23 protein-coding genes are annotated in these 25,966 nt (G+C 70.1%); 21 read left to right on the top strand and 2 right to left on the bottom strand.

Annotation, left to right across the window (positions count from 1 at the left end):
• Position 1 precedes the first annotated feature (1 nt).
• From HWD99_RS09945 to HWD99_RS09915, 7 genes are all read left to right on the top strand, one after another.
• Entirely contained in the window at positions 2 to 1,819 is a 1,818-nt protein-coding gene (locus HWD99_RS09945; protein ID WP_241796088.1) for a dipeptide/oligopeptide/nickel ABC transporter permease/ATP-binding protein, read from the top strand.
• A complete protein-coding gene (locus tag HWD99_RS09940) occupies positions 1,816 to 2,583 on the top strand; it encodes an ABC transporter ATP-binding protein (protein ID WP_241796087.1) in 768 nt (255 codons plus the stop codon). The genes HWD99_RS09945 and HWD99_RS09940 overlap by 4 nt, the downstream gene beginning before the upstream one ends.
• Positions 2,583 to 3,779 carry a M20 family metallopeptidase gene (locus HWD99_RS09935; RefSeq protein WP_241796086.1) on the top strand — a complete coding sequence of 399 codons (1,197 nt, stop codon included), beginning with the start codon at positions 2,583 to 2,585 and terminating at the stop codon, positions 3,777 to 3,779. Before HWD99_RS09940 ends, HWD99_RS09935 begins: the two co-directional genes overlap by 1 nt.
• Before the next feature lie 154 nt (positions 3,780 to 3,933).
• On the top strand, positions 3,934 to 5,277 hold the full coding sequence (locus HWD99_RS09930; RefSeq protein ID WP_241796085.1) for an MFS transporter: 1,344 nt from the start codon (positions 3,934 to 3,936) through the stop codon (positions 5,275 to 5,277).
• Positions 5,274 to 6,539 (top strand): CaiB/BaiF CoA-transferase family protein, encoded by a 1,266-nt coding sequence (locus tag HWD99_RS09925; protein ID WP_241796084.1) that lies wholly within the window; start codon positions 5,274 to 5,276, stop codon positions 6,537 to 6,539. The genes HWD99_RS09930 and HWD99_RS09925 overlap by 4 nt, the downstream gene beginning before the upstream one ends.
• Positions 6,539 to 7,348, top strand: coding sequence for an enoyl-CoA hydratase/isomerase family protein (locus HWD99_RS09920; RefSeq protein WP_241796083.1), 810 nt, complete (start codon positions 6,539 to 6,541; stop codon positions 7,346 to 7,348). Before HWD99_RS09925 ends, HWD99_RS09920 begins: the two co-directional genes overlap by 1 nt.
• A gap of 39 nt (positions 7,349 to 7,387) precedes the next feature.
• Positions 7,388 to 9,280 (top strand): helix-turn-helix domain-containing protein, encoded by a 1,893-nt coding sequence (locus tag HWD99_RS09915; protein WP_241796082.1) that lies wholly within the window; start codon positions 7,388 to 7,390, stop codon positions 9,278 to 9,280.
• Between the two features lie 12 nt (positions 9,281 to 9,292).
• Here HWD99_RS09915 and HWD99_RS09910 read toward each other — a convergent pair whose 3' ends face one another.
• Positions 9,293 to 10,645, bottom strand: coding sequence for an MFS transporter (locus HWD99_RS09910; RefSeq protein WP_241796081.1), 1,353 nt, complete (start codon positions 10,643 to 10,645; stop codon positions 9,293 to 9,295).
• Between the two features lie 235 nt (positions 10,646 to 10,880).
• Here HWD99_RS09910 and HWD99_RS09905 point away from each other — a divergent pair, with 235 nt between their 5' ends.
• The 10 genes from HWD99_RS09905 (at position 10,881) to HWD99_RS09860 (ending at position 19,557) form a co-directional block, all read left to right on the top strand.
• Positions 10,881 to 11,612: an alpha/beta fold hydrolase gene (locus tag HWD99_RS09905; RefSeq protein WP_241796080.1), complete on the top strand. Its 732-nt coding sequence runs from the start codon at positions 10,881 to 10,883 to the stop codon at positions 11,610 to 11,612.
• A gap of 125 nt (positions 11,613 to 11,737) precedes the next feature.
• Positions 11,738 to 12,673: an ABC transporter substrate-binding protein gene (locus HWD99_RS09900; RefSeq protein ID WP_241796079.1), complete on the top strand. Its 936-nt coding sequence runs from the start codon at positions 11,738 to 11,740 to the stop codon at positions 12,671 to 12,673.
• Positions 12,670 to 13,728 (top strand): iron chelate uptake ABC transporter family permease subunit, encoded by a 1,059-nt coding sequence (locus tag HWD99_RS09895; protein WP_241796078.1) that lies wholly within the window; start codon positions 12,670 to 12,672, stop codon positions 13,726 to 13,728. Before HWD99_RS09900 ends, HWD99_RS09895 begins: the two co-directional genes overlap by 4 nt.
• A complete protein-coding gene (locus HWD99_RS09890) occupies positions 13,725 to 14,789 on the top strand; it encodes an iron chelate uptake ABC transporter family permease subunit (protein ID WP_241796077.1) in 1,065 nt (354 codons plus the stop codon). Before HWD99_RS09895 ends, HWD99_RS09890 begins: the two co-directional genes overlap by 4 nt.
• Positions 14,790 to 14,895: 106 nt before the next feature.
• Positions 14,896 to 15,690, top strand: a complete 795-nt coding sequence (locus tag HWD99_RS09885) for an ABC transporter ATP-binding protein (RefSeq protein WP_374205463.1) — start codon at positions 14,896 to 14,898, stop codon at positions 15,688 to 15,690.
• A complete protein-coding gene (locus HWD99_RS18675) occupies positions 15,687 to 16,550 on the top strand; it encodes a siderophore-interacting protein (RefSeq protein ID WP_241796076.1) in 864 nt (287 codons plus the stop codon). Before HWD99_RS09885 ends, HWD99_RS18675 begins: the two co-directional genes overlap by 4 nt.
• Before the next feature lie 103 nt (positions 16,551 to 16,653).
• Complete coding sequence (locus tag HWD99_RS09875) at positions 16,654 to 17,478, top strand: DUF4397 domain-containing protein (protein ID WP_241796075.1); 825 nt, start codon at positions 16,654 to 16,656, stop codon at positions 17,476 to 17,478.
• A gap of 215 nt (positions 17,479 to 17,693) precedes the next feature.
• On the top strand, positions 17,694 to 18,173 hold the full coding sequence (locus HWD99_RS09870) for a class F sortase (RefSeq protein WP_241796074.1): 480 nt from the start codon (positions 17,694 to 17,696) through the stop codon (positions 18,171 to 18,173).
• Positions 18,174 to 18,206: 33 nt separating this feature from the next.
• Positions 18,207 to 18,764 carry an RNA polymerase sigma factor gene (locus tag HWD99_RS09865; RefSeq protein ID WP_241796073.1) on the top strand — a complete coding sequence of 186 codons (558 nt, stop codon included), beginning with the start codon at positions 18,207 to 18,209 and terminating at the stop codon, positions 18,762 to 18,764.
• Positions 18,751 to 19,557, top strand: coding sequence for an anti-sigma factor (locus HWD99_RS09860; protein WP_241796072.1), 807 nt, complete (start codon positions 18,751 to 18,753; stop codon positions 19,555 to 19,557). The genes HWD99_RS09865 and HWD99_RS09860 overlap by 14 nt, the downstream gene beginning before the upstream one ends.
• A gap of 63 nt (positions 19,558 to 19,620) precedes the next feature.
• Here HWD99_RS09860 and HWD99_RS09855 read toward each other — a convergent pair whose 3' ends face one another.
• Positions 19,621 to 20,343 carry a FadR/GntR family transcriptional regulator gene (locus tag HWD99_RS09855; protein ID WP_241796071.1) on the bottom strand — a complete coding sequence of 241 codons (723 nt, stop codon included), beginning with the start codon at positions 20,341 to 20,343 and terminating at the stop codon, positions 19,621 to 19,623.
• A gap of 128 nt (positions 20,344 to 20,471) precedes the next feature.
• Here HWD99_RS09855 and HWD99_RS09850 point away from each other — a divergent pair, with 128 nt between their 5' ends.
• The 4 genes from HWD99_RS09850 to HWD99_RS09835 all read left to right on the top strand — a co-directional run bounded on the left by HWD99_RS09850 (position 20,472) and on the right by HWD99_RS09835 (position 25,952).
• Positions 20,472 to 22,067, top strand: coding sequence for an ABC transporter substrate-binding protein (locus HWD99_RS09850; RefSeq protein ID WP_241796070.1), 1,596 nt, complete (start codon positions 20,472 to 20,474; stop codon positions 22,065 to 22,067).
• A gap of 126 nt (positions 22,068 to 22,193) precedes the next feature.
• Positions 22,194 to 23,099 carry an ABC transporter permease gene (locus HWD99_RS09845; RefSeq protein WP_374205462.1) on the top strand — a complete coding sequence of 302 codons (906 nt, stop codon included), beginning with the start codon at positions 22,194 to 22,196 and terminating at the stop codon, positions 23,097 to 23,099.
• A 1-nt stretch (position 23,100) separates the two neighbouring features.
• Positions 23,101 to 25,155: a dipeptide/oligopeptide/nickel ABC transporter permease/ATP-binding protein gene (locus HWD99_RS09840; RefSeq protein ID WP_241796068.1), complete on the top strand. Its 2,055-nt coding sequence runs from the start codon at positions 23,101 to 23,103 to the stop codon at positions 25,153 to 25,155.
• The gene (locus HWD99_RS09835) at positions 25,152 to 25,952 is read left to right on the top strand and encodes an ABC transporter ATP-binding protein (protein WP_241796067.1); all 801 of its coding nucleotides are present in this window, start codon (positions 25,152 to 25,154) and stop codon (positions 25,950 to 25,952) included. Before HWD99_RS09840 ends, HWD99_RS09835 begins: the two co-directional genes overlap by 4 nt.
• Positions 25,953 to 25,966: the final 14 nt, after the last annotated feature.

Below are 25,966 nucleotides of genomic sequence, written 5' to 3'. Positions count from 1 at the left end.
CATGTCCGCGCGCAAGAAGCTCCTGAACCCCACGTCGGTCGCGGCCCTGGTCGGCAGTGCACTGCTGCTGTTCCTGGCGCTCGCGGGTCCCTCGATCTGGGGTCCGGCCGCCGACACCACCGATGTCTCGTCCCGTCTGCTCGGTGCGAGTGCCGCTCATCCGTTCGGCACCGATGAGCTGGGTCGCGACATCCTCGCCCGCGTGCTCACGGCGACCCGGCTCACGCTGCTGCTCACCCTGGGATCGACGCTGATCGCCCTCGCGGGCGGCGTCGTCTTCGGCCTCGTGGCCAGCATCCTCCCGAAGCACCCGCGCCGCCTGTTCACGGGCCTCCTCGACATCCTGCTCGCCTTCCCCTGGCTGCTGATGGTGCTCTTCTTCACCGTGATCTGGGGGGCGACGGCGACGGGCGCGATGCTCGCCATCGGCTTCGCCGGCGTGCCGTCCTTCGCCCGACTCGTGTACAACCTCGCGTCGTCGGTGTCGGGACGGGACTATGTGCGCGCCGCACGCGTCGTCGGTGTCGGGCCGGTCGGCATCCTGCTGAGGCACGTCCTGCCGAACATCGCGAATCCGTTCTTCGTCAACGCCGCGGCCACCGCCAGCGTCACGCTGCTCTCGTTCGCCGGACTCTCCTTCCTCGGCCTCGGCGTCCAGGCCCCGGCCTACGACTGGGGTCGGATGCTGCAGGAGGGCATCTTGCGCATCTACATCAACCCGCTCGCCGCGGTCGGGCCCGGCATCGCCATCGTGCTCGCGGGACTCGTCTTCACCCTGGTGAGCGAGGCGGTCGCCGGGACACGGGGTGCCGGCTTCCGTGCCGTCGCCGCGCGGGCGGCCGGCGCAGTGACGCTCGCCTCGCGGCGTCGTGAGTCGGTCAGGGACTCCGCGGCGCCCGTCGGAGACACCGCCGCCGAGATCACCGACCTGCACATCGCCTTCCGCGCCGCCGACGGCGGCGTCGTCGAACGGGTGCGCGGAGTGGACCTGCGGATCGCCCGCGGAGAGATCGTCGGCATCGTCGGCGAATCCGGTTCCGGGAAATCGCTCACCGCGATGGCGCTCGCCGGCCTCCTCGGTGACGATGCCGTCGTCACGACGGCGTCCCACCGCTTCGACGACATCGATATGGCCGGGGCGCTCACGGCCTCCGATCGTGCCCGATTGGGAGTCGAGCTGGGCATGGTCTTCCAGGATCCGCTCACGTCGCTCAACCCTGCTCTCACGATCGGTCGCCAGCTCACCGAGGTCCCCGAAGTGCACGTGGGAATGCGGCCGAGAGCCGCGCGCGCCCGCGCGGCCGACGCGCTGACGGCGGTCGGCATCCCCGACGCCGCCACCCGACTGACCCAGTATCCGCACGAGTTCTCCGGTGGCATGCGTCAGCGGGCGATGATCGGCATGGCGCTCACGGGTGCACCACGACTGATCATCGCGGACGAGCCGACCACTGCTCTCGACGTCACCGTGCAGCGCCAGGTGATGGGCGTGCTGCACCGCGCGCAGGAGGAGACGGGCGCGGCGATCGTCTTCATCTCGCATGACATCGCCCTGGTCTCGGCGTTCTGCGATCGGGTGATCGTCATGAAGGACGGACGCATGGTCGAGACCCTCGACGCCGAGCGCATCCGCGAAGACGCGCAGCATCCCTACACGAAGGCTCTCATCGCCTGTCTGCCCGACATGACCAGCGACCGGACGCAGCCGCTGCCGGTGATCCCGCCCGAGCTCGTGCCGGAGGCGCTCGACGATGCGGGGCCGGTCGGCGTGCGCCAGCCGTCCGGCGCCTCCGCACACGACCAGGAGGTGCCGGTGTGAACGCGCTCGAGATCGAGAACCTGTCGGTCCGCTACGGACGCACCCGCGTGGTCGAATCGGTCAGCCTGGCGGTTCCGAAGGGACGAACCGTGGGTCTCGTCGGTGAGTCCGGGTCGGGCAAGAGCACGATCGCGGCCGCGGCTGTCGGGTTGGTCCGCCCCGAGGCCGGCTCGATCCGCGTCGACGGAGTCGAGACCGTGGGCGGCGGTTCCGCCGCGCGCCGCGCGCGTCGCCGCATGCAGCTCGTCTTCCAGGACCCGTTCTCCGCTCTCGATCCGCTCATGCCCGTCGGCGACTCGGTCGCCGAGGCACTGCGCTCGACGGGTCGACGCTGGAGCCGCGACGAGCGCGTCGCGCGGGTGCGTCGACTCCTCGAGCAGGTGCACGTCGACCCCGACCGCGCCGGCGAGCGACCCGGTGCCTTCTCGGGCGGTCAGCGCCAGCGGATCACGATCGCGCGTGCCCTCGCGGGGGAGCCGTCGGTGCTCATCGCGGACGAGGTCACCAGCGCGCTCGACGTATCGGTGCAGGGGGCGATCCTCAATCTGCTGCGAGAGGTCCAGCAGGAGCTGGATCTCTCGATGCTCTTCATCTCGCACAACCTCGCGGTCGTGCGGTACATCAGCGACGAGGTGTGCGTGATGCGCCACGGCAGGCTCGTCGAGGCGGGTGCGACCGAGGCTCTGCTCGCGCACCCCGCCGACCCCTACACCCAGGACCTGCTCGATGCGGTTCCTGTACTCGGAGAGAGGATGCAGTTCTGATGGATTCTGAGTTCGACACGGCCTTCGACGCCGCCGCCGAAGTGATCCGCGACCGTCTGATCGCGGTACGACGGGAGCTGCACGAGGTCGTGGAGATCGGGCTGGACCTTCCTCGGACGCAGCAGATCCTGCTGCGCGAGCTGGACGGTCTCGGACTCGAGATCAGCACCGGGTCGTCACTCTCGTCCGTCACAGCCGTGCTGCGCGGCGGACGTCCCGGACCCGTGGTGCTGCTGCGCGGTGACATGGACGGTCTGCCGATCACCGAGGCGACGGGGCTGCCGTTCGCTTCGACATCGGGCGCGATGCACGCGTGTGGCCATGACCTGCACATGGCGGGGGTGCTCGGGGCGGTGCGGCTGCTGGTCGATCGACGGGAGGAGCTTCCCGGCACCGTCGTCTTCATGTTCCAGCCCGGCGAGGAGGGGCAGGCGGGCGGACGCATCATGATCGACGAGGGCGTGCTCGATGCGGCGGGAGAACGCCCCGTCGCGGCCTATGCGATCCATGTCGACAGCGCCACCCCCCGAGGCCAGCTCGTCACGAGGGAAGGAGCGATGATGGCGAGCGCAAGCGCGCTGCGACTCACCCTGCACGGGACCGGTGGCCACGCCGCCTTCCCGCAGCTCGGCATCGATCCGGTGCCCGTGGCCGCGCAGCTCATCCTCGCGGTGCAGGCGTTCGCCGCCCGCCGCCTTCCGGCGACCGATCAGGCGGTGATCTCGATCACCCGCCTCAGCAGCGACTCCGAGGCGAGCAATGTGCTCGCGGCCACCGTGAGCCTCGAGGCGAACATCCGTACGCTGTCGACAGCGACGCTGCACACGGTGCGCGAACAGCTCCCCGCGCTCCTCACGGGGATAGCCGAAGCGCACGGATGCCGGCTGGATGCCGAGTTCATCGCCTCGTATCCGGTCACCTACAACGACCCCGCCGAGACGCGCGAGGTGCTGGCGGTGCTCGACGAGCTCGTCGGCATCGAACGCGTGACGCGACTGGAGGCGCCGTCGATGGCATCGGAGGACTTCTCGTACGTGCTGCAGGAGGTGCCGGGGGCACTCGTCTTCGTCGGTGCCGCCCCGGAATCGGGTCCGATGCCGCTGCACTCCGAGCATGCGGTCTTCGACGATGAGGTGCTGCCGCTGCAGGCATCGGTCCTCGCCGAGCTCGCCTGGCGCCGTCTCGCGCGCGGCTGACACATCCGTCGGTTCGGTGGGTACGGCGGTTCCATGTCTCGCGGAACCACAGGGTGAAGCTCGATGTGTCCGCTGCAGACATGGCCCGAGTGGTGTGCTCGCTGTCAGGCTGGCTCGACCCGGCGTCAGCGCAGACCCCGGCGGAAGGGAAACCATGACCTCGGCATCCACCACAGCACGGGAAGCGACCACGGCACCACCGTCGTCGATCCGCACGATCGTCGCCTCCAGCGTCGTCGGAACCACCGTCGAGTGGTTCGACTTCTTCGCCTACTCGACCGCAGCGGCACTCATCCTCAACGGCCTCTTCTTTCCCGACTACGACCCGTTGGTGGGGACGATCCTCGCCTTCGGCGGCATCGCGGTCGGCTACTTCGGGCGACCTCTCGGCTCGATCGTCTTCGGCCACTTCGGCGATCGCATCGGCCGCAAGCGGATGCTCGTCATCTCGCTCGTGCTCATGGGAGTCGCCACCTTCCTCATCGGCCTCCTGCCGACCTACGCGGCGATCGGTGTCGCCGCACCGATCCTGCTCATGGTGCTGCGGTTCGTGCAGGGTTTCGCCCTGGGGGGCGAGTGGGGCGGTGCGGTGCTGCTCGTCGTCGAGCATGCCGAGCCTCGACGCCGCGCGTTCCTCGGCAGCTTCCCGCAGGTCGGCCTCGCGCTCGGCCTCACCCTGTCGACGCTGGTCTTCCTGCCGCTCGTGGCGCTTCCGGACGACGCGTTCGCGGTGTGGGGATGGCGCGTGCCGTTCCTGATCAGCGCGGTGCTCGTGCTGGTGGGCCTGTTCATCCGTCTCAAGATCACCGAGACGCCGGAGTTCGAGAAGATGCGCGACGCCGGCAGGGCGGCGAGAGTGCCGCTGTGGGAGACGCTCCGGACGCACCCGGCCCAGGTCGTCCTGGCCGCCCTGAGCTTCGCAGTCATCGGAGCCGTGTTCTACATGCTCTTCACGTTCAGCCTCACCTACGGCACCCAGTTCGTGGGACACACCGAGCCCGAGATGCTGACGATCGCGACGATCTGCTCGGTGCTGGCGCTGGGCGGGCTTCCGCTGGCGGGGCGCCTGGCGGATCGCTTCGGGGTGGCGAAGGTCTTCGCCACCGGAGCCGTCGTGTCGGTGCTGCTCGCTTTCCCGTCATTCTGGTTGATCGACACAGGCAGCCTCGCCGCGGCCTACGTCGCCTACCTCGCCACGACGATCGGCTTCTGCGCCACCTACGGCACGCTCGGGGTGTTGTATGCGCAGGCGTTCGACGTGCGCATCCGCTACACGGGCATGTCCCTCGCCCTCGGGATCGGGACCATCGTCGGGTCGGCCTTCGTGCCGATGATCTACCTCGAGCTGCTCGCGGTGTTCGGCGGCTCCTGGGCGATCTCCCTCTACATCGTGGTCGCCGGGCTCATCACCCTCGTGTCGTCTGCCCTGCTCCACCGACTCACGCGTCGCGCCGCTCGGCGCGCCGCCGACCCCTCCCCGGAAGGATCCGCTCGATGATCGACGATTCCACGCGTGCTCTGCTCGACAGCCTCGGAGGGGTGGAGGCCGCACCCGGCTCGCTCGCCGGAGTGGTGGTGGTCGATGTGACCAGGGTCGTGGCCGGTCCGTACTGCTCGATGATCCTGGCGGATCTCGGGGCCACCGTCATCAAGGTCGAGAACCCCGACGATCCCGACTACACCCGCACGTTCCCTCCGCTGCTGCCGAGGGAGGGCGAGGAGCCGCTCAGCGGATTCTTCGCCCAGTTCAACCGCAACAAGCTCGGCGTGACCCTGAACCTCAAGAGTCCCGGCGCCGCGGAAGTGCTCGACCGGCTCGTGGCGCGGGCCGACGTGCTGGTAGAGAACTTCCGCCCCGGCACCATGGACCGCCTGGGTCACGGATACGAGCGGCTGCGCACGGTGAACCCGCGGCTGGTGTACGCGGCCCTCAGCGGGTACGGACAGTCAGGGCCGTATCGGCTTCGTCCCGCGTACGACAACAGCGCCCAGGCCACCGGCGGTCTGTGGTCGATGAACGGCGAGGCGGGCGGCGACCCCACTCGCGTGGGCACGATCATCGGAGACCTCGCTGCGAGCCTCTACGGGGTGATCGGCATCCTCGCCGCCCTTCGGCATGCAGAGCAGACCGGCGAGGGACAGCTCGTCGACATCTCGCAGCAGGACTCGGTGCTCACCCTCACCGAGAATGCCGTCGTGGCCTACACGGCCGACGGCGTGGTGCCGAAGCCCCTCGGCAACGAGCATCCGTTCGTGCGACCGTACGAGCTGTTCCCCTGCCGCGACGGATTCGTGTTCTTCGGCGGCTACACCGACAAGTTCTGGCGGATCTCCTGCGAGACGTTCGGCAGTGCCGAGGACTGGGCGGAGAATCCCGACCTGCATGCCATGGCGATCCGCTTCGACGCGGACGTCTACCGCGAGAGGGTGCGCCCCATGGTCGTGCGCTGGTTCGCCGACCGCACCAAAGCCGAGCTCGAGGCGCTCGCGGGCGATCTCGTGCCGCTCAGCGCCGTGAAGGACATCGGCGAGGTGGTGGAGGACCCGCAGATCGCCGCCCGCGGAATGATCATCGACACCGACTATCCCGGCCACGGTTCGCTGCGCACCTTCGGGTCGCCGGTCAAGCTCGATCGCACCCCTCCCCACACGGCAGGGCTCGCGCCCGACATGGGGCAGCACACGGCCGCGGTGCTCCGCGACTTCCTCGGCTTCTCGGCCGACGACGTCGAGGCGCTGCACGCGGGAGGGACGGTCTGATGGGCATCCGTCTCGACCGCGCCGACCACATCGGCGTCATCACGATCGACCGACCAGAGAAGCTCAACGCTCTGACGCTGGCGATGTACGACGAGCTCGGCGCGGCGTTCGCCGAGGTGCGTGACGACCCGCGCATCGGCGTGGCCGTGCTCACCGGAGCAGGGGAACGCGCCTTCTGCGTCGGGGCAGATCTGGGCGAATCCATCCCGGCGCTCACGGAGGAGCGCTTCGACATCAGCGAATGGGATGCCGCCCACCAGAAGCACTCGACGCTCGAGAAGCCGGTGATCGCCGCGATCAACGGCCTGTGCCTCGGCGGAGGCTTCGAGATCATGCTGTCGACCGACATCCGCATCGCGTCCGCCGGTGCCGAGTTCGCTCTGCCGGAGACGGGTGTGGGGGTGGTGCCGGCAGGGGGCACCCTCGTGCGTCTGATCCGTCAGATCCCGTACGCGTTCGCGATGGATCTCATGCTCCGCGGAGCACGCATCGACGCCGAGACGGCTCTGAGGTACGGGCTCGTCAACCGCGTCGCGCCGGCCGCCGCGCTGCGGGACGAGGCGATCGTCGTCGCGGAGGAGCTGCTCGCGAAGAGCCGCAGCGCGCTCGCCACCGTCAAGCGGGCCGTGCGTGCGCTGGCAGATCTTCCCGAGGCGGATGCCTTCCGTCTGGAGGCGACTCTCGGTCAACAGGCCTTCGCCAGCGATGACGCTCGTGAGGGACTGGCGGCCTTCGCCGAGCGTCGAGCGGCGGACTTCCCCTCGCATGGGGCGGCTGCGGCATCCGCTGCCGCGGCCAGGCTCTCGTAGACTGCGGAGAACCCGGTGTCCGCTGCTCGAGGAGGCGTCTTGGCCGAGACTCGTGCGACCCCGTCTGCGCTGCTGCGCGAGGTCGTCGCAGCGACTCGCGCGCAGCCGGGCGAACGCACCGAACGACTCGCGGAACTACTGGCCGAGGCCGACCTCGCCGGCTCCGAGGTCGAGGAGCTGCTCGGCGTGGTGCGCGAATCGCAGCAGGTGACCGCGCGGCTGCGCCGGCGGACGGTCGAGCTCGAGGCGCTCTTCTCGACGGCGCGTGAGCTGGTGCGGCTACAGGACGTGTCCGATGTGCTCAGACGTCTCGTCGACCGTGCACACGAGCTCATGGGCACCGACGTCACCTACCTCTCGGAGGTCGACAATGTGCAGGGCGACCTGCGCGTGCGGTACTCGGCCGGCACGGTGACTCCCGAGTTCCGCGACCTGCTGGTGCCCGCCGGGTTCGGCCTGGCGAGCCTGGTGGCGAGCACGCGGGAACCGGCGTGGGTGCGGCAGTACACGCAGATGGCCGATGCTCCGCACGATGCTGCGATCGACGGCGCCGTCGCACGCGAGGGGCTCGTGTCCTTCCTCGGTGTGCCGTTGGCCGTCGGCGACGAGGTGCTCGGAGCGCTGTTCGCCTGCAACCGCTTCGCGCATGACTTCACCCCCGACGAGGTGCTGCTGCTCTCGGCGTTCGCCGACCACGCCGCCTCCGTCCTGCACAGCGCCCGAGTGCTCGCCGAGAGCGCTGCGGCCCGCGCCCACGCCGAGGGGGCGTACCGAGAGCTCGAACGCCATCTCGCCACGACGCAGATCGTGAGCGGAATCCACGAAGAGCTCACGGCTGCCGTCGTCTCGGGCGCGACCCTGATCGATCTCGTCGGCACGGTGTCCGATCGACTCGATCGTCGCGTGCGCGCGGTGGACGAGGACGGGCGCCCCCTCGACGCAGCGACGGACGAGCGAGACGGCCTGCCGCGGCGCAGGCCGCTCATCGACGCGATCCGGCAGAGCCGGACGAGCGGGCAGGCCGTGTCGATCGACGCCGATGGGCGCCGCTGGCTGGTCGTCGCGATCCTCGGCGTCGACCGCGTGCTCGGGGCCATGGTCGCCGACGACGACGACTCTCTTCTCGACGACGTCGCCCGCCCGACGCTCGAACGAGCCGCGCACGTGGCTGCTCTCGTGTCGTTCAAGCGCGATGCCGTCTCGGCGATCCGTGCCGAGCGCCGCGCGCGGCTGCTCGTCGACCTGCTCGACGGAGAGGTCGACGCATCCGCTCTGACGGCAGAGGGGGTGGGCGTCGTGGTGGCGTGCGCCGCGATCGACGTACGCGGTGGCGACGCGGCGCTGATCGTCGCGGCGGAGGCCGTCGGCGACGACGGCCTGGTCGCCGCCCGTGACCACGGGCTGATCGTGGCATGGACGGTCGCAGACGCCGTCGTGGCGACCGAGCGTGTGCGCCGGGTGCTCGCCGATCGACAGGGAGAGCCCGGCGTCACGGCGGTCGTCGGCACGATCGTCGATGACGTCTCCGCTCTGCGGTCGTCGGCCATCCGGGTGATGCGTGACCTGCGGTTCCTCGTGCCTCTCGGCATCAGCGGCGCGACGGTGAGGTCGGCCGACTTCGCTCCCTATCACGTCCTCACCTCGGGTGAGCCCGAGGCTGCCGCCGCGTTCGTCGACGGGGTGCTGGGTCCCGTGCGCGACTGGGACGACCGGCGGGGCACCGCCCTCGTCGAGACCCTGGGCACGTACTTCGACTGCGCGGAGAGCCGACAGGCGACCGCGGCGGCGCTGCAGGTGCACACCAACACCGTGCAGCAGCGCCTCGACCGTATCTGGACCCTTCTCGAGGGCGACCCCGACGACGCGGAGTTCCGCTTCCGTCTGCAGGCGGCCGTGCGCCTCGAGCGCCTGCGCCGCACCCTCCTCGCCTAGCAGCCGTCTCGCCTAGGCGTGCGATCGGGCTCTCTCCTCGGCGTTCCCGGGTGCGTCCGTCCGCTGAAGGGTCTCGGGGAGCACGGCGATGCCGATGAGGCCGATCACGCTCAGACCCACGAGGTAGCCGGCGACGAGCCACGGGGCTCCGCCGGCCACGCCGACCAGCGCGGTCGCGACCAGCGGAGCCGTGCCGCCCACGAGTGCCGCGGGGATCTCGCGGGAGATCGCGATGCCGCTCCACCGCATGCGAGTCGGGAAGAGCTCCGCCAGCATCGCCGCGCTCACACCGATCGTCGCCCCCTGGACGATCGCGAGTCCGAGGATCAGACCCAGCGCGACGAGAGCCGAGTTCTCCGTCTCGAAGAGCGCGAACATCGGGAACGCGAAGGCGATCGCGAAGATCGCCGCACCGAGCAGCACGGGCTTGCGTCCGATCCGATCGGCGAGGCGTCCGAATCCGAGGGTCGCCGGGATGGTGAGGAGCTCGGCGACGATGAGACCGATGAGGGCGTGCGTGGGATTCACGGACAGCGTTCCGGTCGTGTACGAGATCGAGAACGTCTGCACGACGTACACCCAGGGCAGTGCGAACACGAAGAGTGCCATGCCGGCGAGGAGGGTGCGCCAGTGCGAGCGGACGGCGGTGACCAGAGGAGCCCGCGACACCCCTCCCTCGCGCTCCGCGGCTTCGAATGCGGCGGTCTCTTTCACCCGCAGGCGGAAGTACAGCGCGAACGCGACGATGACGATGCTGGCGATGAACGGGATGCGCCAGCCCCACGCCTGGAACTGCTCGACCGGCAGCAGGCTGATGAGTGCGAAGGTGGCGGTGGCGAGTGCCATCCCGACGTAGACGGAAGCCCCGGGGAACCCGGCGATGAAGGCGCGATTGCGTGTATCGGCCGACTCGCTGGCCATCGTCATGGCACCGGCGAACTCGGCACCTGCGCCGGCTCCCTGGAACAGTCGCAGGATGATCAGGCAGATCGGGGCCCAGATGCCGATCGTCTCCGCCGTGGGCAGCAGCCCGATCATCGTCGTGGCGATTCCCATCATCAGCAGGGTCGCGAGCAGGGTGCCCTTGCGGCCGATGCGGTCGCCGAAGTGCGCGAAGATCAGCCCGCCGATGGGCCGCGCGCCGAAGCCGACCGCGAAAGTGGCGAACGCTCCGAGGAGTCCCGCGAAATCACCCCCGCCGGGGAAGAACAGGGGCGCGAAGACCAGCGCCGACGCCAGGCCGTAGAGCGTGAAGTCATACCACTCGATGATGGTTCCGACCGAGCTTCCGATCACCGCGCGACGGCGTTGCGCGCGAGGGTCCAGGCCCGGTCGGTCGATGTCGTCGGCGATGTCGATGTCCATGGCACTCCTGTGTGTCGAGGTGGTGGCGCGCACGGCGACGGGCTGCGTCCGCGTGCGAATCCTCCTCAGGCTAGGCAGAGCGGAAGGCTCGGGTTCATGTGCGCGAGGCACATGATCGAGTGCTCGGAATGAGCGATGGGCCTATGCGGGGGAGATGAGGAACGCCCGAGGGCGAGGTCACATCCTGCGGCGCGGTCTCAGCGGTCGAGTGATCGCCGATGGGCAGAATGGCGATATGCACCTGCACTCGACGACCACCGGCACGGGCGAGCGGCGCGTCGGGCTGATCCACGGCCTCGGCGCCGACGGCACGACGTGGCAGCCGCTGATCGAGCGGATGCTCGCCACGGGGCGGTACACCGTGACGACTGTCGATCTGCGGGGACACGGGCGCAGCGACCGCTCTGACTCGTACACGCTCGCGGACCTCGCCACTGACGTCGCCGAGAATCTGCCGCAGGGTCTCGACGCCATGGTCGGCCACTCGCTGGGCGGCTCGGTGCTGGTCCGCGCCGTCGAGCGTCTGCGGCCCGCGCACGCGATCTACCTCGATCCCGGCTTCGGGCTCTCGCTTCCCACGACCGGACTCGCCGGACGGGCGTTCTGGGCGCTTCCCGCTCTCACGCTGGGTGTCGTCGGGCTGCGCCAGGCGCGACGCAGTGCGTCGCAGCGAGCGGAGTATCCCGAGAGCATCCGGGCGTCGATGCAGGAGGGCCAGCGACGGTTCGACTCGACGATGGCCATCGGCGTGTTCCGCGACGTGGCGTTCCATCCCGTGGCGATCGCACCGCCCGCCGTTCCGTCGACGATCGTGCTCTCCGACGAGTCGCCGGCCGTGCTCTCCGACGCGATGGCCGCGGATCTCGAGCGGGAGGGGTGGGACATCCGCAGGATCGCGGGCGTGCACCACGACATGCAGCTCGAGGCACCCGACCGCGTCTTCGACGTGATCGCGGACGTGCTCTGAGGCGGGTCGCCGTGCTCTGAGCCGGTCGGGGCGCGACGCCGGGGGAGGGTTCCTGTTAGGGTTGCCTAACCAACATCGATCGTCTCGGCGTTGTCCCCCTCCCCGGTCCCGAAAGGTCATTCCCCATGCCTTCCCGCCTCCGTCGCCGCGCCTCCGTGGCCCTCGCCGCCTCGACCTGCACACTGCTCCTGCTCGCCGGCTGCGCCGCCGAACCCACCGCGGCCACGGATGACGCGACCGCCGCATCCGGCACCCACGAGGTCGAGCACGCACGCGGGACCACCGAGGTGCCCGACGATCCGCAGCGCGTGGTGACGCTCGAGCCCCTCGAGCTCGACACCGCGGTCGCGGTCGGCATCGAGCCGGTCGGCGCCGCCGTCGCCAGCAACGTCACCGGCGCACCGGCCTACCTCGGCGTCGACGGCGTCGAGCCCGTCGGCACGGTGCCCGAGCCCGACCTCGAGGCGATCGCAGCGCTCAAGCCCGACCTGATCCTCGGCACCGAGGCACGGCACTCCGAGCTCTACGAGCAGCTCGCCGCGATCGCTCCCACGGTGTTCATCGAGACCCAGGCCGACCCGTGGCGCGACAACGCGCTGCTCATCGGCGAGGCCCTGGGCCGCGAGGACGAGGTCGCCGACCTGCTGTCGGCGGTCGACGAGCGCTGCGAGGCGCTGGCAGACGAGTACGGAGTCGAGGGGCAGACGGCGCAGCTGATCCGTCCCCGTGACGAGACCACCCTCAGCCTCTACGGCCCGGTCTCGTTCTCGGGCAGCCTTCTCGAGTGCGTCGGGTTCACGATCCCCGAGCAGGACTGGGCCGACGGTCTGCAGGCCGACCTCTCGCCCGAGAACATCCTCTCGGCACAGGCCGATCACGTCTTCGTGACCGTGGCCGACGTCGACGACGCCTCCGAGATCCCCGCGGCGATCACCCAGAACGCCGACGCCTTCCCGTCGGTCACGCCGGTCGACACGAGCTATTGGGTGTCGGGTGTCGGGCCCCTGGGCGCGCAGACCGTGCTCGACGACATCGAGACCTTCCTCGAAGAGAGCCGTTGACCGCTCTTCCCCTGACCGAGACGCCGGCGCCGCACACGCGACGCCGGCGTTCTCCGCGCCGTGGGGTGCGCGCGGTCGGGGGATCCGTCGTCCTCCTGTTCGCGCTTGCGCTCGCCGTCGTGCTCTCCTTCACGGTGGGTGCGAACCCGCTCTCGCCGCAGGCGGTGTGGACCACGCTGCAGGGTGGCGGAACCCCCGAGACCGACTACATCGTCTTCGACCTGCGCATCCCCCGCACCGTCACGGGCCTCGTGGCCGGTGCCGCACTCGGGGTGGCGGGCGCGCTGATCCAGGCGTTCACCCGCAATCCGCTCGCCGATCCCGGCATCCTCGGCGTCAACGCGGGTGCCGCGCTCGCCGTCGCGCTGGGCGTGACGTTCCTCGGTCTGCGCGACGTCTCCCAGTTCGTGTGGCTCGCGTTCGTCGGTGCGCTCGTCGTCACCGTGGCCGTGTACCTGATCGGCTCCTCCGGGCGCGGCTCTGCCGACCCGCTGCGGCTCACGCTCGCCGGTGTCGCACTCGGCGCCGTGCTCTCGGGCATCACGACGGGGTTGTCGCTGAGCGATCCGGAGGCCTTCGACTCGATGCGCAGCTGGAACGCGGGGTCGCTCCTCGGCCGCGGCTTCGACGTCATCCTGCCGGTGGTGCCGTTCGTCGTCGCCGGGCTCGTCGTGGCCCTGCTCCTCGCGCCCGGCCTGAACGCGATCGGCCTGGGTGAAGACGTCGCCCGTGCGCAGGGCGCCCACGTCGCGGGCATCCGCGTCGGCGTCATCGCCGCGGTCACGCTTCTCGCGGGCGCCGCCACGGCACTCGCCGGTCCGATCTCGTTCATCGGCCTGATGGTGCCGCACGTGATCCGCTGGACGTTCGGCGTCGATCAGCGCCTCATCCTCCCGCTCTCGGCCGTGCTGGCACCCGTGATCCTGCTGCTCGCCGACGTGCTCGGGCGCATCATCATCGCTCCGGCCGAGGTGCCCGTCGGCATCGTCGCCGCATTCGTCGGTGCTCCCGTGCTGATCGTGCTCGCCCGCCGACGCAGGGCGAGTGCGCTGTGAGCTCGTCGCGTCTCGGCACGCTCGCCGACGTCGGGTACCGTCGGCGCATCGTGCGCCTGGGCCCGCTGCGGGTGCCGGTGCGCCGGCGCAGCATCGTCGCCGGCCTCGTGGCCGTCGTCGCGCTGGGCGTGCTGGGTGTGCTCGCGCTGGGTATCGGCACGTATCCGCTCACGCCGCAGCAGGTGGTGCAGGTGCTGTTCGGCGGCGGAGACGCCATGGACCGCACCGTCGTGATCGACTGGCGGCTGCCGAGGGCGGTCGCCGGAATCGCGATCGGCGCGCTGCTGGGCATCGCGGGAGCGCTGTTCCAGACCGTCACGAGGAACCCGCTCGCCAGCCCCGACATCCTCGGCCTCTCCCACGGCGCGTTCACCGGGATGCTGCTCGCGCTGGTGTTCGTCTCGGGCAGCTGGCCGGTGCTGACCCTCGGCTCGCTGCTCGGCGGGTTCGCGACGGCGGCGGTCATCTGGCTGCTGTCCGCGCGCGGGGGCGTGCAGGGGTTCCGCCTCATCGTCGTCGGAATCGGGGTGTCGTCGATCCTCGCCTCGCTGAACACCTGGATGCTGCTGCAGATCGAGCTCGAGACGGCGATGTTCGCCTCGGCCTGGGGAACGGGGTCGCTCAACGGCGTCACGGCCGGTCCTCTTGCGGGGGCTCTCGCCTGCGCGCTGCCGTTCGCCGTCGCGGCGTTCCTGCTCGTGCCGCGACTCCGTCAGCTCGGGCTCGGCGACGACATGGCGGCATCGACCGGCGTGCGGCCGGGGGCGGTCCGTGCCGGGGCGCTGCTCATCGGCGTCGCGCTCGTCGCCGCCGCGACGACGGTCGCCGGACCCGTCGCGTTCGTCGCCCTCGCCGCACCGCAGATCGGGCGCCTCGTCGCCCGCACCCCGCACCTGTCGCTCCTGCTCTCGGGCCTGTTCGGCGGGCTGCTGCTGCTGGGGGCCGACCTCATCGCGCAGCACGTGCTGCCCACCGCCCTGCCCGTCGGCGTCGTGACCGTGTCGGTCGGCGGCGCCTACCTCGTGCTCATGATCATCCTGGAGATCCGCCGCCGTGCCTGACATCCCCCTCCCTGCCGACCACGTCCCGTCCGCCGGCCGCGTCCCGTCTGCCGACCACGTCCCGTCCGCCGACCCCGTCCCGTCCTCGCGGTTGTCGGCCGAGGCGATCACGCTGTCGTACGACCGCGCCGAGATCGTGCGCGACCTCTCGGTCACGGTTCCCGACGGCGGGTTCACCGTCATCATCGGTCCGAACGCGTGCGGCAAGTCCACGCTCCTGCGCGGCCTGTCGCGACTGCTCGCCCCCTCGCGCGGACGCGTCGTGCTCGACGGGCAGACGATCGGCTCATACCCGGCGAAGGAGGTCGCCCGCCGGCTGGGGCTGCTGCCGCAGAGCGCGGTGGCGCCCGACGGCATCACCGTGGCCGACCTGGTCGGCCGGGGCCGTTATCCCCACCAGAACCTGATGCGGCAGTGGTCGGATGCCGACGAGATCGCCGTCCAGCACGCGCTCGAGGCCACCGGGACCGCCGATCTGGCGGGGCGTCCGGTCGACGCGCTCTCGGGCGGGCAGCGCCAGCGCGTGTGGGTGGCGATGGTGCTCGCGCAGGAGACCGACCTGCTGCTGCTCGACGAGCCGACCACGTTCCTCGACGTCGCGCACCAGGTCGAGCTCATGGAGCTGTTCGCGCACCTCAACGCGCAGGGGCGCACCCTCGTCGCGGTGCTGCACGACCTCAATCACGCCGCCCGCTACGCGACCCACATCATCGCGATGCGCGACGGGCGCATCGTCGCCGAGGGGCCGCCGCACGAGGTGATCACGAGCGAGCGGGTGCACGAGGTGTTCGGCCTCGAGAACGTCGTGATCCCCGATCCCGTCACCGGCGGACCGCTCGTGGTGCCGCTGCGCGGATCCGTGCCCTCGGTCGGCTCCGTCCACAGGGGAGCGCGGTCGTGAGCGCGCCCGTGACCGCCGATCGCCCGTGGGCATACAGCGCGTTCCCGGTCGAGGTGCGTCGGCGCACGATGCTGAGCCCGCGGTTCGTGCGGCTGACGCTCGCCGGAGAGAGCCTGCGGAACTTCGCCGACTGGGGCACGGACCAGCGCATCAAGGTCGTGCTTCCCCTGCCCGACGGCGGCTACGCCGACTTCGGCCTGCTCGACGAGCCGACTCCGCACCCCTCCGACTGGTACACCCGCTGGCGGGCCCTGCCCGAAGACGAGCGGAACGTGCTGCGCACCTACACGCCGGCGGCGATCAGGGCGGATGCCGGAGAGATCGACATCGACTTCTACCTGCACGAACCGGCGGGGCCGGCCTCCGCGTGGGCCGCCGCGGCCCAGCCCGGCGATCACCTCGTGGTGAACGGGCCCGACGCGCGCATGGGCTGGACCGGATACGGCCTGCACTGGCAGCCGGGCGACGCGCGGCGCTTCCTGCTGGTCGCCGACGAGACGGCGTTCCCGGCCGTGCGCGGCATCCTCGAATCCCTGGCCCCCGATGCCGAGGCCGAGGTCTTCCTCGAGTGCGACGACCCCGCCGACGACATCGTCTCGGCCCACGCCCCCGACAACGCGCGCATCCACGTCGTCGCGCGGGGCACGGGCGCGGAGTCCGGCATCGAGCGTGCGCTGCGGGACGGGGTCGAGGGGCGGACGGGCGAGCTGCGCGACGACACCGACCTGTACGTCTGGCTGGCGGGGGAGTCGGGCGTCATCACGCGCATCCGACGCCATCTCACGGCCGAGGTCGGCATCGCGAAGGATCGTGTGTCGTTCCTCGGGTACTGGAAGGTCGGCGGTCCGCTCGTCGGGTGAGTCAGGTCGAGAAAACTTCGCTCTTCTGCATCCAAACCTCGGCGCCCCGGAGAACAACTCCTATGAAGGGCCGCACAGGGCGGTCCGGGTTCAGGAGGAACAGATGCGCAAGACAGTCGCCGCCGGCCTCGCCGTCGGAATGATCACCGCTCTCGGCCTGGCACTGCCGGCCGCCGCCGCCACCTCTGTGGCTCAGCTCTCCGTGCTGCACGCGATCCCCGACACCCCGGTCGACGTGTATGTGAACGGCGAACTCACCCTCGACGACTTCGCCCCCGGCGACCTCGCGGGCCCGCTCGAGCTTCCCGCCGGCGCCTACGAGGTGGCGGTCACCGCCCCGGATGCCGCGGATGCGAGTGCGCCGATCCTCGGACCGGCAACGCTCACCCTCGCGGCCGGCGCCAACTACACCGCCGTGGCTCACCTCACCGAGGCGGGAGAACCCGGCCTCAACCTCTTCACGAACGACACCGCGCAGACCGCGCCGGGGCAGGGCCGCCTCACCGTGCGCCACACCGCTGCGGCACCCGCGGTCGACGTGCTCGCCGGTGGTTCCCCGGTCATCACAGGCCTCACCAACCCGAACGAGGCGAAGCTCGACCTTCCGGCCGGAACGGTGTCGGCATCGGTCGCTCTCGCCGGAACGACCGACCCGGTCATCGGTCCGGCGGACGTCGCCATCCAGGAGGGCGTGAACACGATCGTCTACGCGTGGGGCAGCGCCGAAGACGGCAACCTCGCGATCGCCGCGCAGACCATCGGCGGACTGCACTCGAACCCCGACGGCGTTCCCTCGGGCACCGCGGGCTACCTCGCGCAGCAGGATGCCTCGACGACCGTTCTCGTCTCGGCGGGCGTCGTGGCTCTCGCGATCGCGGCAGCCATCGGCGCCGGTCTCGTCATCCGTCGCCGGGCCACGGTGCGCTGATGTCGCGAGGCACGTCGCATCGGCACCGTGCGCGCCGCGTCATCCTGACGCTGGGCGCCGTGACGACCGCGGCGTGCCTCGTGGCATGCACGCCGGGAGGGGCGGGTGCGGAATCCCCTCCGTCCGCGGAGTCCACCCCCACGACTCCACCACCCGTCTCTCCCACACCCGTACCACCCACGCCCGCCCCTCCCACGCCCACGAGAGATGTCGAGGTGCGACCGGGGGCCCTCCCCGCGCCGGTCGCCTCCGTCGCTCCCGTGGGTCTGGCCATCCCCGCGCTCGACATCGACATGCCGGTGACGGACGTGGGTGTCGCGGAGGCAGGCCAGATGGAGCTTCCGGTCGATCCCGCTGTGGCGGGGTGGTATCGATACGGGGCGGATGCCGTGAGCACGAGCGGCCGGATCCTGATCGCCGCGCACGTCGACGCGATCGACTATCCGATCGGACCGCTCGCTCGCCTGCGGGACGTGCCCGCAGGCGAGTCCGTCATCATCGCGGCGGACGACGGCACGAGCCGTGAGTTCGTCATCCAGTCGCTCACCTACTACGAGAAGTCCGCGCTGCCGGTCGACGAGCTGTTCGCCCGCGGCGGTCCGACCGCCCTGGTGCTCGTCACGTGCGGCGGTCCGTTCGACAGCACGACCGGTCACTACCGCGATAACGTGGTGGCTGTGGCGGTCCCGCGATGATGCGGGGTGATCACCATGGAGAGGAGACTCCGGGTGGATGAGACCACCGAAGCCGAGGCGGCGCTCGATCGACGTTTCGTCGCGGGCGACGAGCAGGCCCTCGCGGAGCTGTACCGGCGGTGGTCGCCGGTCGTCTTCACCCTCGCCCTGCGTTCGCTCGGCGATCGCGGCGATGCGGAGGACGTGACGCAGCGGACCTTCGTGTCGGCGTGGAACTCGCGGGCCGGCTACGACTCGTCCAAGGCGCGCCTGTCGACCTGGCTGATCACGATCGCGCGCCGACGGATCGCCGACACCTTCGAGGCGCGCGCCAAGGTGCGGCAGCTGCAGGCGGAGATGGAGCGGCTCACACCGCCCGACGCCCTCGTCTCGGACGCGATCGATCTGTCCGAGACTCTGCTTCTCTCGAGCGAGCTGCAGCAGCTCGCTCCCGATGCCCGGGCCGTCATGCGACTGGCCTTCTACGATGACCTGACCCACGAGGAGATCTCACGCAGAATGGGGATGCCGCTCGGCACGGTGAAGAGCCATATCCGCCGAAGTCTTGCCCGAATGCGCGATCGATTGGAGGTGAACCATGTCGCATCTTGACGACGAGGAGATCGCCCTGATCGCGATGGGGGAGCCTGCGGCGTCGGACGCCGACGCACGCCACCTGGCGGAGTGTGAAGAGTGTGCGACAGAGGTCGCCGAGATGTCGAGGGTGGCGCTCGTGGCGCGGTCCAGCGTCGCGGAAGGCGAGCTGGAGTCCCCGCCGGCTGACGTGTGGTCGAGCATCCACGGCGAGCTCGGGCTGAGCGCCGCGGTCGCTGCCGACCCCGCATCCGTGGTCCCGTCGCCGAGGGTGGAGGCGGAGCCGGTGCCACAGGCGGAGGGCTCGGCGGATGCCGCACTCCAGGCGGCTGCCGCGCGTCCGCGGCAGCGCTCTCGCGGGCGCTCGCGTCGTCGTCTCTCGACCGTCTGGATCCTCGCCGCGTCGATGGCTCTGATCGTCGCGATCGGCGCAGGCGTCTGGGGCATCCGCGCACTGCAGCCCTCGTCCGCGGTGATCGCGTCGGCCGAGCTCGCCGCCTTCCCCGACCACCCCGCGGCCGTGGGGCAGGCCGAGATCGATGACGACGGCGACGGACGCCGCTCTCTCACGGTGACGCTCGAGGGTGACGAGGTCGTCGGCGGCGACTACCGCGAGGTGTGGCTCATCCGCGACGACGGGCAGGCGCTGATCAGCCTCGGTGTCCTCGAAGGCTCGTCCGGCACGTTCCTCGTGCCGGAGGGCGTCGACCTCGACGAATACCGTCTGGTCGACATCTCCTTCGAGCCGGTCGACGGCGACCCGGCGCATTCCGGCGATTCGATCGTGCGAGGCGAACTCGACTTCGTGTGAGCGGAGGACGGGCGTCCCCTCGACGGCGATGCGCGCTCTCGGCCGCCGCCGCTCGGCGGTCGGTCAGGAGCGCGCAGTCCCGGCCTGAGCGAGAACGCGCTGCAGGGGCTGGTAGTGCTCGATCACGGCTGTGCGGTACGCGTCGACGTCACCGGCGCGCACTGCGGCGAGCATGTCGCCGTGTGCCTTCGCGGTCTGATGGATGTCCTCCGGCTGAGCGATGTCGAGCTGAGGGAGCACGGCGGTGTGCACATCCCAGAACGCGCCGACGAGCTGACCGACGAGTCGGTTGCCGATCGTGTCGAAGAGCTTGGTGTGGAACAGTCGGTCGGCCTCGAGGAAGTGCTCGCCGCGCCCTGCCTTGTCGACCATCTCGGCGACGAGCTCGTCGAGTTCTCCGTCGACGTCGAGTCGCGCGGCGGCGACCACGCGCTCGGCCATCGAGAGATCGAGGGCGAGACGGACCTCGACCACCTCGCGAAGGGATTGCAGGGATCCTTCGGGGGAGAGCACTCCGCGGAAGACGAGGGCTTCGACCATCGGGTCCAGCGACATCGGCCCCACGTAGGTCCCATGCCCGTGCCGCACGTCGACGATGTCGAGCGTCGACAGCGTGCGGATGGCCTCCCGCACGGAGGAGCGTGAGACGTCGAGGTCTTCGCAGAGCTCGGCCTCGGTCGGCAGCGGGTCGCCGGGGGTGAGTCCGCGAGCGAGGATGAGCTGCTTGATCTGATCCGCCGTCGTCGAGCGCCGCATCCGCGATGCCCTACTCGTGGTGGACTTCATCTGGTCTTCCTCTCGTCCCGACTGAATCGCTCCGATCATCCCACTCTTGTGATCTGGTCGAACCTGTGTTTAGAGTACATCAGACATCAGATGTCCTCAAGATGTCCCCCCACCACCCTGGAGCACACATGAACCGACACATCACCCGCCGTCGCGCGGGTCGATTCGCGATGGTGATCGCCGGCACCGTCGCCGCATCCCTCGTCCTTGCCGGCTGCGGAGGCGCCTCGGCAGATCCCGACACGGGCGCGGCTGCGGCCGAGGTCGACCCCGACGCGATCATCGAAGCGGGAATCTCCTACACGCTGAACGGCAGCTTCGACCCGATGGTCGCCTCGGGCGCCGTCACGGTCTCGGCGAACTGGCACGTCTTCGAGGGGCTCGTCGACCTCGATCCCGTCACGCAGAAGGCCGCGCCCGCCCTCGCCGCCGAGATGCCGACGAAGATCGACGACACGACCTACGAGATCGATCTGCGCGAGGGAGCGACCTTCCACAACGGCGACCCCGTCACCGCGCAGGATGTCGTCTTCAGCTACGAGCGCGTGCTGAACCCCGACAACAACTCGCTGTTCCGCACCTTCATCGACTTCGTCGACACCGTCACCGCGGTCGACGAGGACACCGTGCGGATCACGACCGACTACCCGTTCTCACTGATCGAGTCGCGCCTCGGCGTCGTGAAGATCGTGCCCCAGGCCGTGGTCGAGGCCGATCCCGAGGGCTTCGGCACCAACCCCGTCGGCTCGGGGCCGTACTCGCTGGTCTCGGCCGTGCCGGAGGACAAGATCGTCTTCGAGCGGTACGACGACTACAACGGCCCTCACCCGGCACTCGCCGCAGGCATGAACTGGAACCTCCTCTCCGACGCGTCGGCCCGAGTGACCGCCATGTCGACCGGCACCGTCCAGGCCATCGAGGACGTTCCGTACATCGACGTCGACGCGCTCGCCGCATCCGCCGAGGTCGAGAGCGTGCAGTCCTTCGGCCTGCTGTTCATGATGTTCAACACGAAGGCCGCGCCGTTCGACGACGTCCGCGTGCGTCAGGCGATGCACTACGCGCTCGACATGGACAAGATCATCGAGACCGGGATGCTCGGCAACGCCACGCCCGCGACCTCCTTCCTGCCCGAGACCTACCCGAACTACAACGAGGCGTCGACGGTCTACACGTACGACCCCGAGAAGGCGAAGGACCTGCTGGCGGATGCCGGCGTCGAGAACCTGTCCATCACGCTGCTCACCACCGACACCGGGTGGGTGAAGGAGGTCGCGCCGCTGATCAAGGAGTCGCTCGACGCCATCGGCATCGACACGACCCTGGACATCGGCCAGTCGGCGTCGATGTACGAGAAGGTCGACTCGGGCGACTACACCGTGGCGGTCGCACCCGGAGACCCCTCGGTCTTCGGAGTCGACCCCGACCTGCTCATGAACTGGTGGTACGGCGAGAACGTCTGGACCCAGACGCGTACCAACTGGGCGGACTCCCCGGAGTACGCCGAGCTGCGGGCACTGCTCGACAGCGCCGTGGAGCAGGACGGCGACGAGCAGCAGGCCACCTGGGACAAGGCGTACGACCTCATCTCGGACGAGGCCGTGCTCTACCCGCTGTTCCACCGCAAGCTCCCCACCGCGTGGAGCAGCCAGGAGCTGGTCGGGTTCGCCCCGGTCCCGACGACCGGTCTGTCGTTCCTCGACGTCGGAGTGGCGGCGAAGTAGCCCCGTCCTCACCGTGGGGGTGCGTGCCCGAGCGCACCCCCACCCCTCCCGTCCTGACCCTGGAAGGAGCGGCACGTGTCCCACACGCTCCGCCTCATCGGCCGACGGCTGCTGCAGCTGCCGCTGATGATCCTCGGCATCACGTTCCTCGTCTTCTTCGTGATGTCGTTCTCGCCCGTCGACCCCGCCCGCACCGCGCTGGGGGAGACCGCATCGCCCGAGGCGCTCGCCGCCTACCGCGAGCAGTACGGCCTCGACCTGCCCCTGTTCGTCCGCTACGTGGACTTCCTGTTCGGACTCGTCCAGGGCGATCTCGGAACGTACTCGGCTCGCAGCCTCCCCGTGATCGACGAGGTCGTGCGGGCATTCCCCGTCACGCTCGCGCTCACCTTCCTCGGCCTGCTGATCGCCGTCATCGTCGCCTTCGTGCTCGGCGTCCTCGCTGCGGTGTACCGCGACCGGTGGCCCGACCAGGTCATCCGGATCTTCGGAGTGGCCTCGCTGTCGACGCCCTCCTTCTGGCTCGCGATCCTCCTCATCCAGCTCTTCACGCTCACCCTCGACGTGCTCCCCGCATCCGGCCCGCTGCCCGACCCCTGGTCGGATCCCGCCGGGTGGCTGGCGCGGATGACGCTCCCTGCCCTCGCGCTGGCGGTGCCGGTCATCGGACAGCTCTCCCGCGTCGTGCGCACCTCGATGGTCGAGGAGCTCGACCGCGACTACGTCCGCACGGCGCTCGGAGCCGGCATCCCCCGCGTGATCGTGGTCGGCCGCAACGTGCTGCGAAACGCCCTGATCACCCCGGTGACGGTGCTCGGCCTGCGCATCGGCTACCTCCTCGGGGGCGCCGTGGTGATCGAGATCATCTTCGCCATCCCCGGCATGGGAACCCTCATCCTCAACGGCGTGACCAACAACGAACCCAATCTCGTGCAGGGTGTGACGCTCGCCGTCTCCCTGGCCTTCGTGGTGATCAACATCATCGTGGACCTCCTGTACGTGCTGATCAATCCCCGAATCCGGGCGGTGTGACATGCGACGCAAACTGACAGAACGACTCTCCACCCCGGGGCTCCGACTCGGCGGCCTGTCCGTCGGATCCCTCATCTGCATCGCGGTGCTGGCGATCATCGCCCTCGCTGCGATCGCCGCGCCCCTGGTCGCGCCGTTCGATCCGCTGGCGTCGGGCAGCCCTGTGCAGCCGCCGAGCGCCGAGCACTGGTTCGGCACCGACCGTCAGGGCCGCGACATCTTCTCGCGTCTCGTCTACGGCGCGAGGTACTCGCTCGTGATCGGCCTCGGGGCCACGCTCGTCGCCCTGGCCGCCGCCTGCGTGCTCGGCACGATCGCCGCCACCGCACCGCGATGGATCTCCGAGATCCTGATGCGGATCATGGACGTCGTGATGTCGTTCCCCGGCATCGCGCTCGCGGCGGTCTTCGTCGCGGTCTTCGGCAAGTCCCTCCCGGTGCTCGTGCTCACGATCGCCTTCCTCTACGTCCCGCAGCTCACCCGGATCGTCCGGGCCAACATCCTCGATCAGTACGGCGAGGACTACGTCTCGGCGGTGCGGGTCATGGGCGCAGGGACACCGCGCATCATCGTGAGGCACGTCGCGCGCAACGCGATGGCGCCCGTGCTCGTCTTCGCCACGGTCCTCGTCGCCGATGCGATCGTCTTCGAGGCGTCGCTGTCGTTCCTGCAGGCGGGCGTGCCCGACCCCGAGCCGTCGTGGGGCAACGTGATCGCCGCGGGGCGCAACCTGCTCATGAGCGGTGCGTGGTGGGCGACGTTCTTCCCCGGCATCCTCATCATGCTCACGGTGCTGTGCCTCAACATCCTCTCCGAGGGGATGACGGATGCGATGGTCTCGCCGCGTGCGCGGCGGGTCACCGCCGACGCCGCGAACACCGAGGAGTCGACGCACGAGCTCGAAGAGGCGGCCGCCGGCCCCGACGACACGAATGTGATCGTCACGGTCGACACCGCCGTCAACCTGTCCGTGCCGAGCGGCGTGCCGGACGTGCTGGTGCCGGTCGCCCCCGCGGTGCCTCTCGCCGAGCGCCTCGCCGAGCTGCGCGACCGCGAGCTGTCGCGCACCGATCGGCTCGTCTACACGGGCGATGCGGCCCCGCTCCTCGAGGTGCAGGACCTCTGCATCTCGTTCCCGCGGCACGGCGACGTCGACGTGGTCGATCATGTGAGCTTCACCGTGCGCCCCGGCGAGACCATGTCTCTGGTCGGCGAGTCGGGCTGCGGCAAGTCGATCACCTCGCTCGCGATCATGGGTCTGCTGGACGCGAAGGCCGACATCCGCGGTCGCATCCTGTTCGACGGACAGGATCTGCTGCAGATGTCGCCGAAGCAGCGCAACGCGCTGCGGGGCCACGACATCGCGATGATCTACCAGGATGCGCTGAGCTCGCTGAACCCGGCGATGCTCATCCGCTCGCAGATGAAGCAGCTCACATCTCGTGGGGGCACCCGCACGGCCGAGGATCTGCTCGAGCTCGTGGGTCTGGATCCGGTACGCACGCTCGCGTCGTACCCGCACGAGCTCTCGGGCGGACAGCGCCAGCGCGTGCTGATCGCGATGGCTCTGACGCGCGACCCTCGACTGATCATCGCCGACGAGCCGACCACCGCACTCGACGTGACGGTGCAGGCGCAGGTCGTCGATCTGCTGATGCGGCTGCAGCGCGAACTCGGCTTCGCGCTGGTCTTCGTCTCGCACGACCTCGCGCTCGTCGCGGAGCTGACGCATCGGATCACGGTCATGTACGCCGGCCAGGTCGTCGAGCAGGGCACGACGCGGGAGGTGCTCTCGCAGCCGGTCCATGAATACACCCAGGGTCTGCTCGGCGCTGTGCTGTCGATCGAGGCGGGGTCCGACCGTCTGCACCAGGTGTCGGGCGTCGTCCCCTCGCCGCGGGACTTCCCCGCGGGCGACCGGTTCGCGCCGCGATCCTCCGACCCCGAGCGCTTCGCGGGGGTCACCCCCGAACGGCGGCGGATCGAGGGCACCGAGCACTACTACTCCGCGCATCCGGACGATGCGCCCGTCGCGGCGATCGGAGCAGGACGATGAGCGAACCCGTCATCGAGCTGAAGGACGTCCACGTCCGCTACAAGACCCGCGCCTCGACGCTCTTCCGTCCCCAGCACGTCGATGCCCTCGCCGGCGTCTCCCTCACCGTGCGGCGGGGTCAGACGCTGGGCATCGTGGGCGAGTCCGGCTCGGGCAAGTCGACCTCGGCGAAGGTGCTCGTCGGGCTCGAGAAGCCCACGAGCGGCCAGGTCGTGTTCGGCGGCGAACCCGTCACCTCGTTCACACCGGCGGTGCGCCGGCGACTCGGGCGCATCCTCTCCGTCGTCTTCCAGGACCCGGCGACCGCGCTCAACGCGCGGATGACGGTGCGCGACGCCCTGCTCGATCCGCTCCAGGTGCACCGCCTCGGAAGCCCGTCGACGCGAGCGCGCAAGGTCCGCGACCTGATCGGCCTGGTCGGACTCCCGGCCTCCGCATTGGACGCCCTCCCGAGCCAGCTCTCCGGCGGTCAGCGACAGCGCGTGGCGATCGCTCGCGCCCTCGTGCTCGACCCGCAGGTCATCGTCGCGGACGAGCCCACCTCGGCGCTCGACGTGTCGGTGCGGGCGCAGATCCTCAACCTGCTCACCGACCTCAAGGAGCAGCTGGGGCTCGGGATGGTCTTCATCTCGCACGACATCCAGACCGTCCGCTACCTCTCCGACGAGATCGCCGTGATGAACAAGGGCAGGGTCGTCGAGTTCGGCGACGCGGCCCGCGTGTTCGACGCACCGGCGGACGACTACACCCGCACGCTCCTCGGGGCGGCACCCTCACTGCTCGAGACCACCGACTGAAACGACCGGAACCA

Origin of the sequence: Microbacterium sp. C5A9 (assembly GCF_022627955.1) — a bacterium.
GTDB lineage: Bacteria > Actinomycetota > Actinomycetes > Actinomycetales > Microbacteriaceae > Microbacterium.
The sequence above is the reverse complement of the archived record's forward strand: the minus strand, read 5'-3'. Positions and strand labels throughout refer to the sequence as shown.

Bases quoted from the DNA above. Each gene is read 5' to 3' on its own strand.
- HWD99_RS09840 (WP_241796068.1), top strand. From the start codon at position 23,101: ATGCGACGCAAACTGACAGAACGACTCTCCACCCCGGGGCTCCGACTC.
- HWD99_RS09910 (WP_241796081.1), bottom strand. From the start codon at position 10,645: ATGGACATCGACATCGCCGACGACATCGACCGACCGGGCCTGGACCCT.
- HWD99_RS09900 (WP_241796079.1), top strand. From the start codon at position 11,738: ATGCCTTCCCGCCTCCGTCGCCGCGCCTCCGTGGCCCTCGCCGCCTCG.
- HWD99_RS09930 (WP_241796085.1), top strand. From the start codon at position 3,934: ATGACCTCGGCATCCACCACAGCACGGGAAGCGACCACGGCACCACCG.
- HWD99_RS09835 (WP_241796067.1), top strand. From the start codon at position 25,152: ATGAGCGAACCCGTCATCGAGCTGAAGGACGTCCACGTCCGCTACAAG.
- HWD99_RS09905 (WP_241796080.1), top strand. From the start codon at position 10,881: ATGCACCTGCACTCGACGACCACCGGCACGGGCGAGCGGCGCGTCGGG.
- HWD99_RS09855 (WP_241796071.1), bottom strand. From the start codon at position 20,343: ATGAAGTCCACCACGAGTAGGGCATCGCGGATGCGGCGCTCGACGACG.
- HWD99_RS09850 (WP_241796070.1), top strand. From the start codon at position 20,472: ATGAACCGACACATCACCCGCCGTCGCGCGGGTCGATTCGCGATGGTG.
- HWD99_RS09860 (WP_241796072.1), top strand. From the start codon at position 18,751: ATGTCGCATCTTGACGACGAGGAGATCGCCCTGATCGCGATGGGGGAG.
- HWD99_RS09935 (WP_241796086.1), top strand. From the start codon at position 2,583: ATGGATTCTGAGTTCGACACGGCCTTCGACGCCGCCGCCGAAGTGATC.
- HWD99_RS09875 (WP_241796075.1), top strand. From the start codon at position 16,654: ATGCGCAAGACAGTCGCCGCCGGCCTCGCCGTCGGAATGATCACCGCT.
- HWD99_RS09945 (WP_241796088.1), top strand. From the start codon at position 2: ATGTCCGCGCGCAAGAAGCTCCTGAACCCCACGTCGGTCGCGGCCCTG.
- HWD99_RS09920 (WP_241796083.1), top strand. From the start codon at position 6,539: ATGGGCATCCGTCTCGACCGCGCCGACCACATCGGCGTCATCACGATC.
- HWD99_RS09845 (WP_374205462.1), top strand. From the start codon at position 22,194: ATGATCCTCGGCATCACGTTCCTCGTCTTCTTCGTGATGTCGTTCTCG.
- HWD99_RS09925 (WP_241796084.1), top strand. From the start codon at position 5,274: ATGATCGACGATTCCACGCGTGCTCTGCTCGACAGCCTCGGAGGGGTG.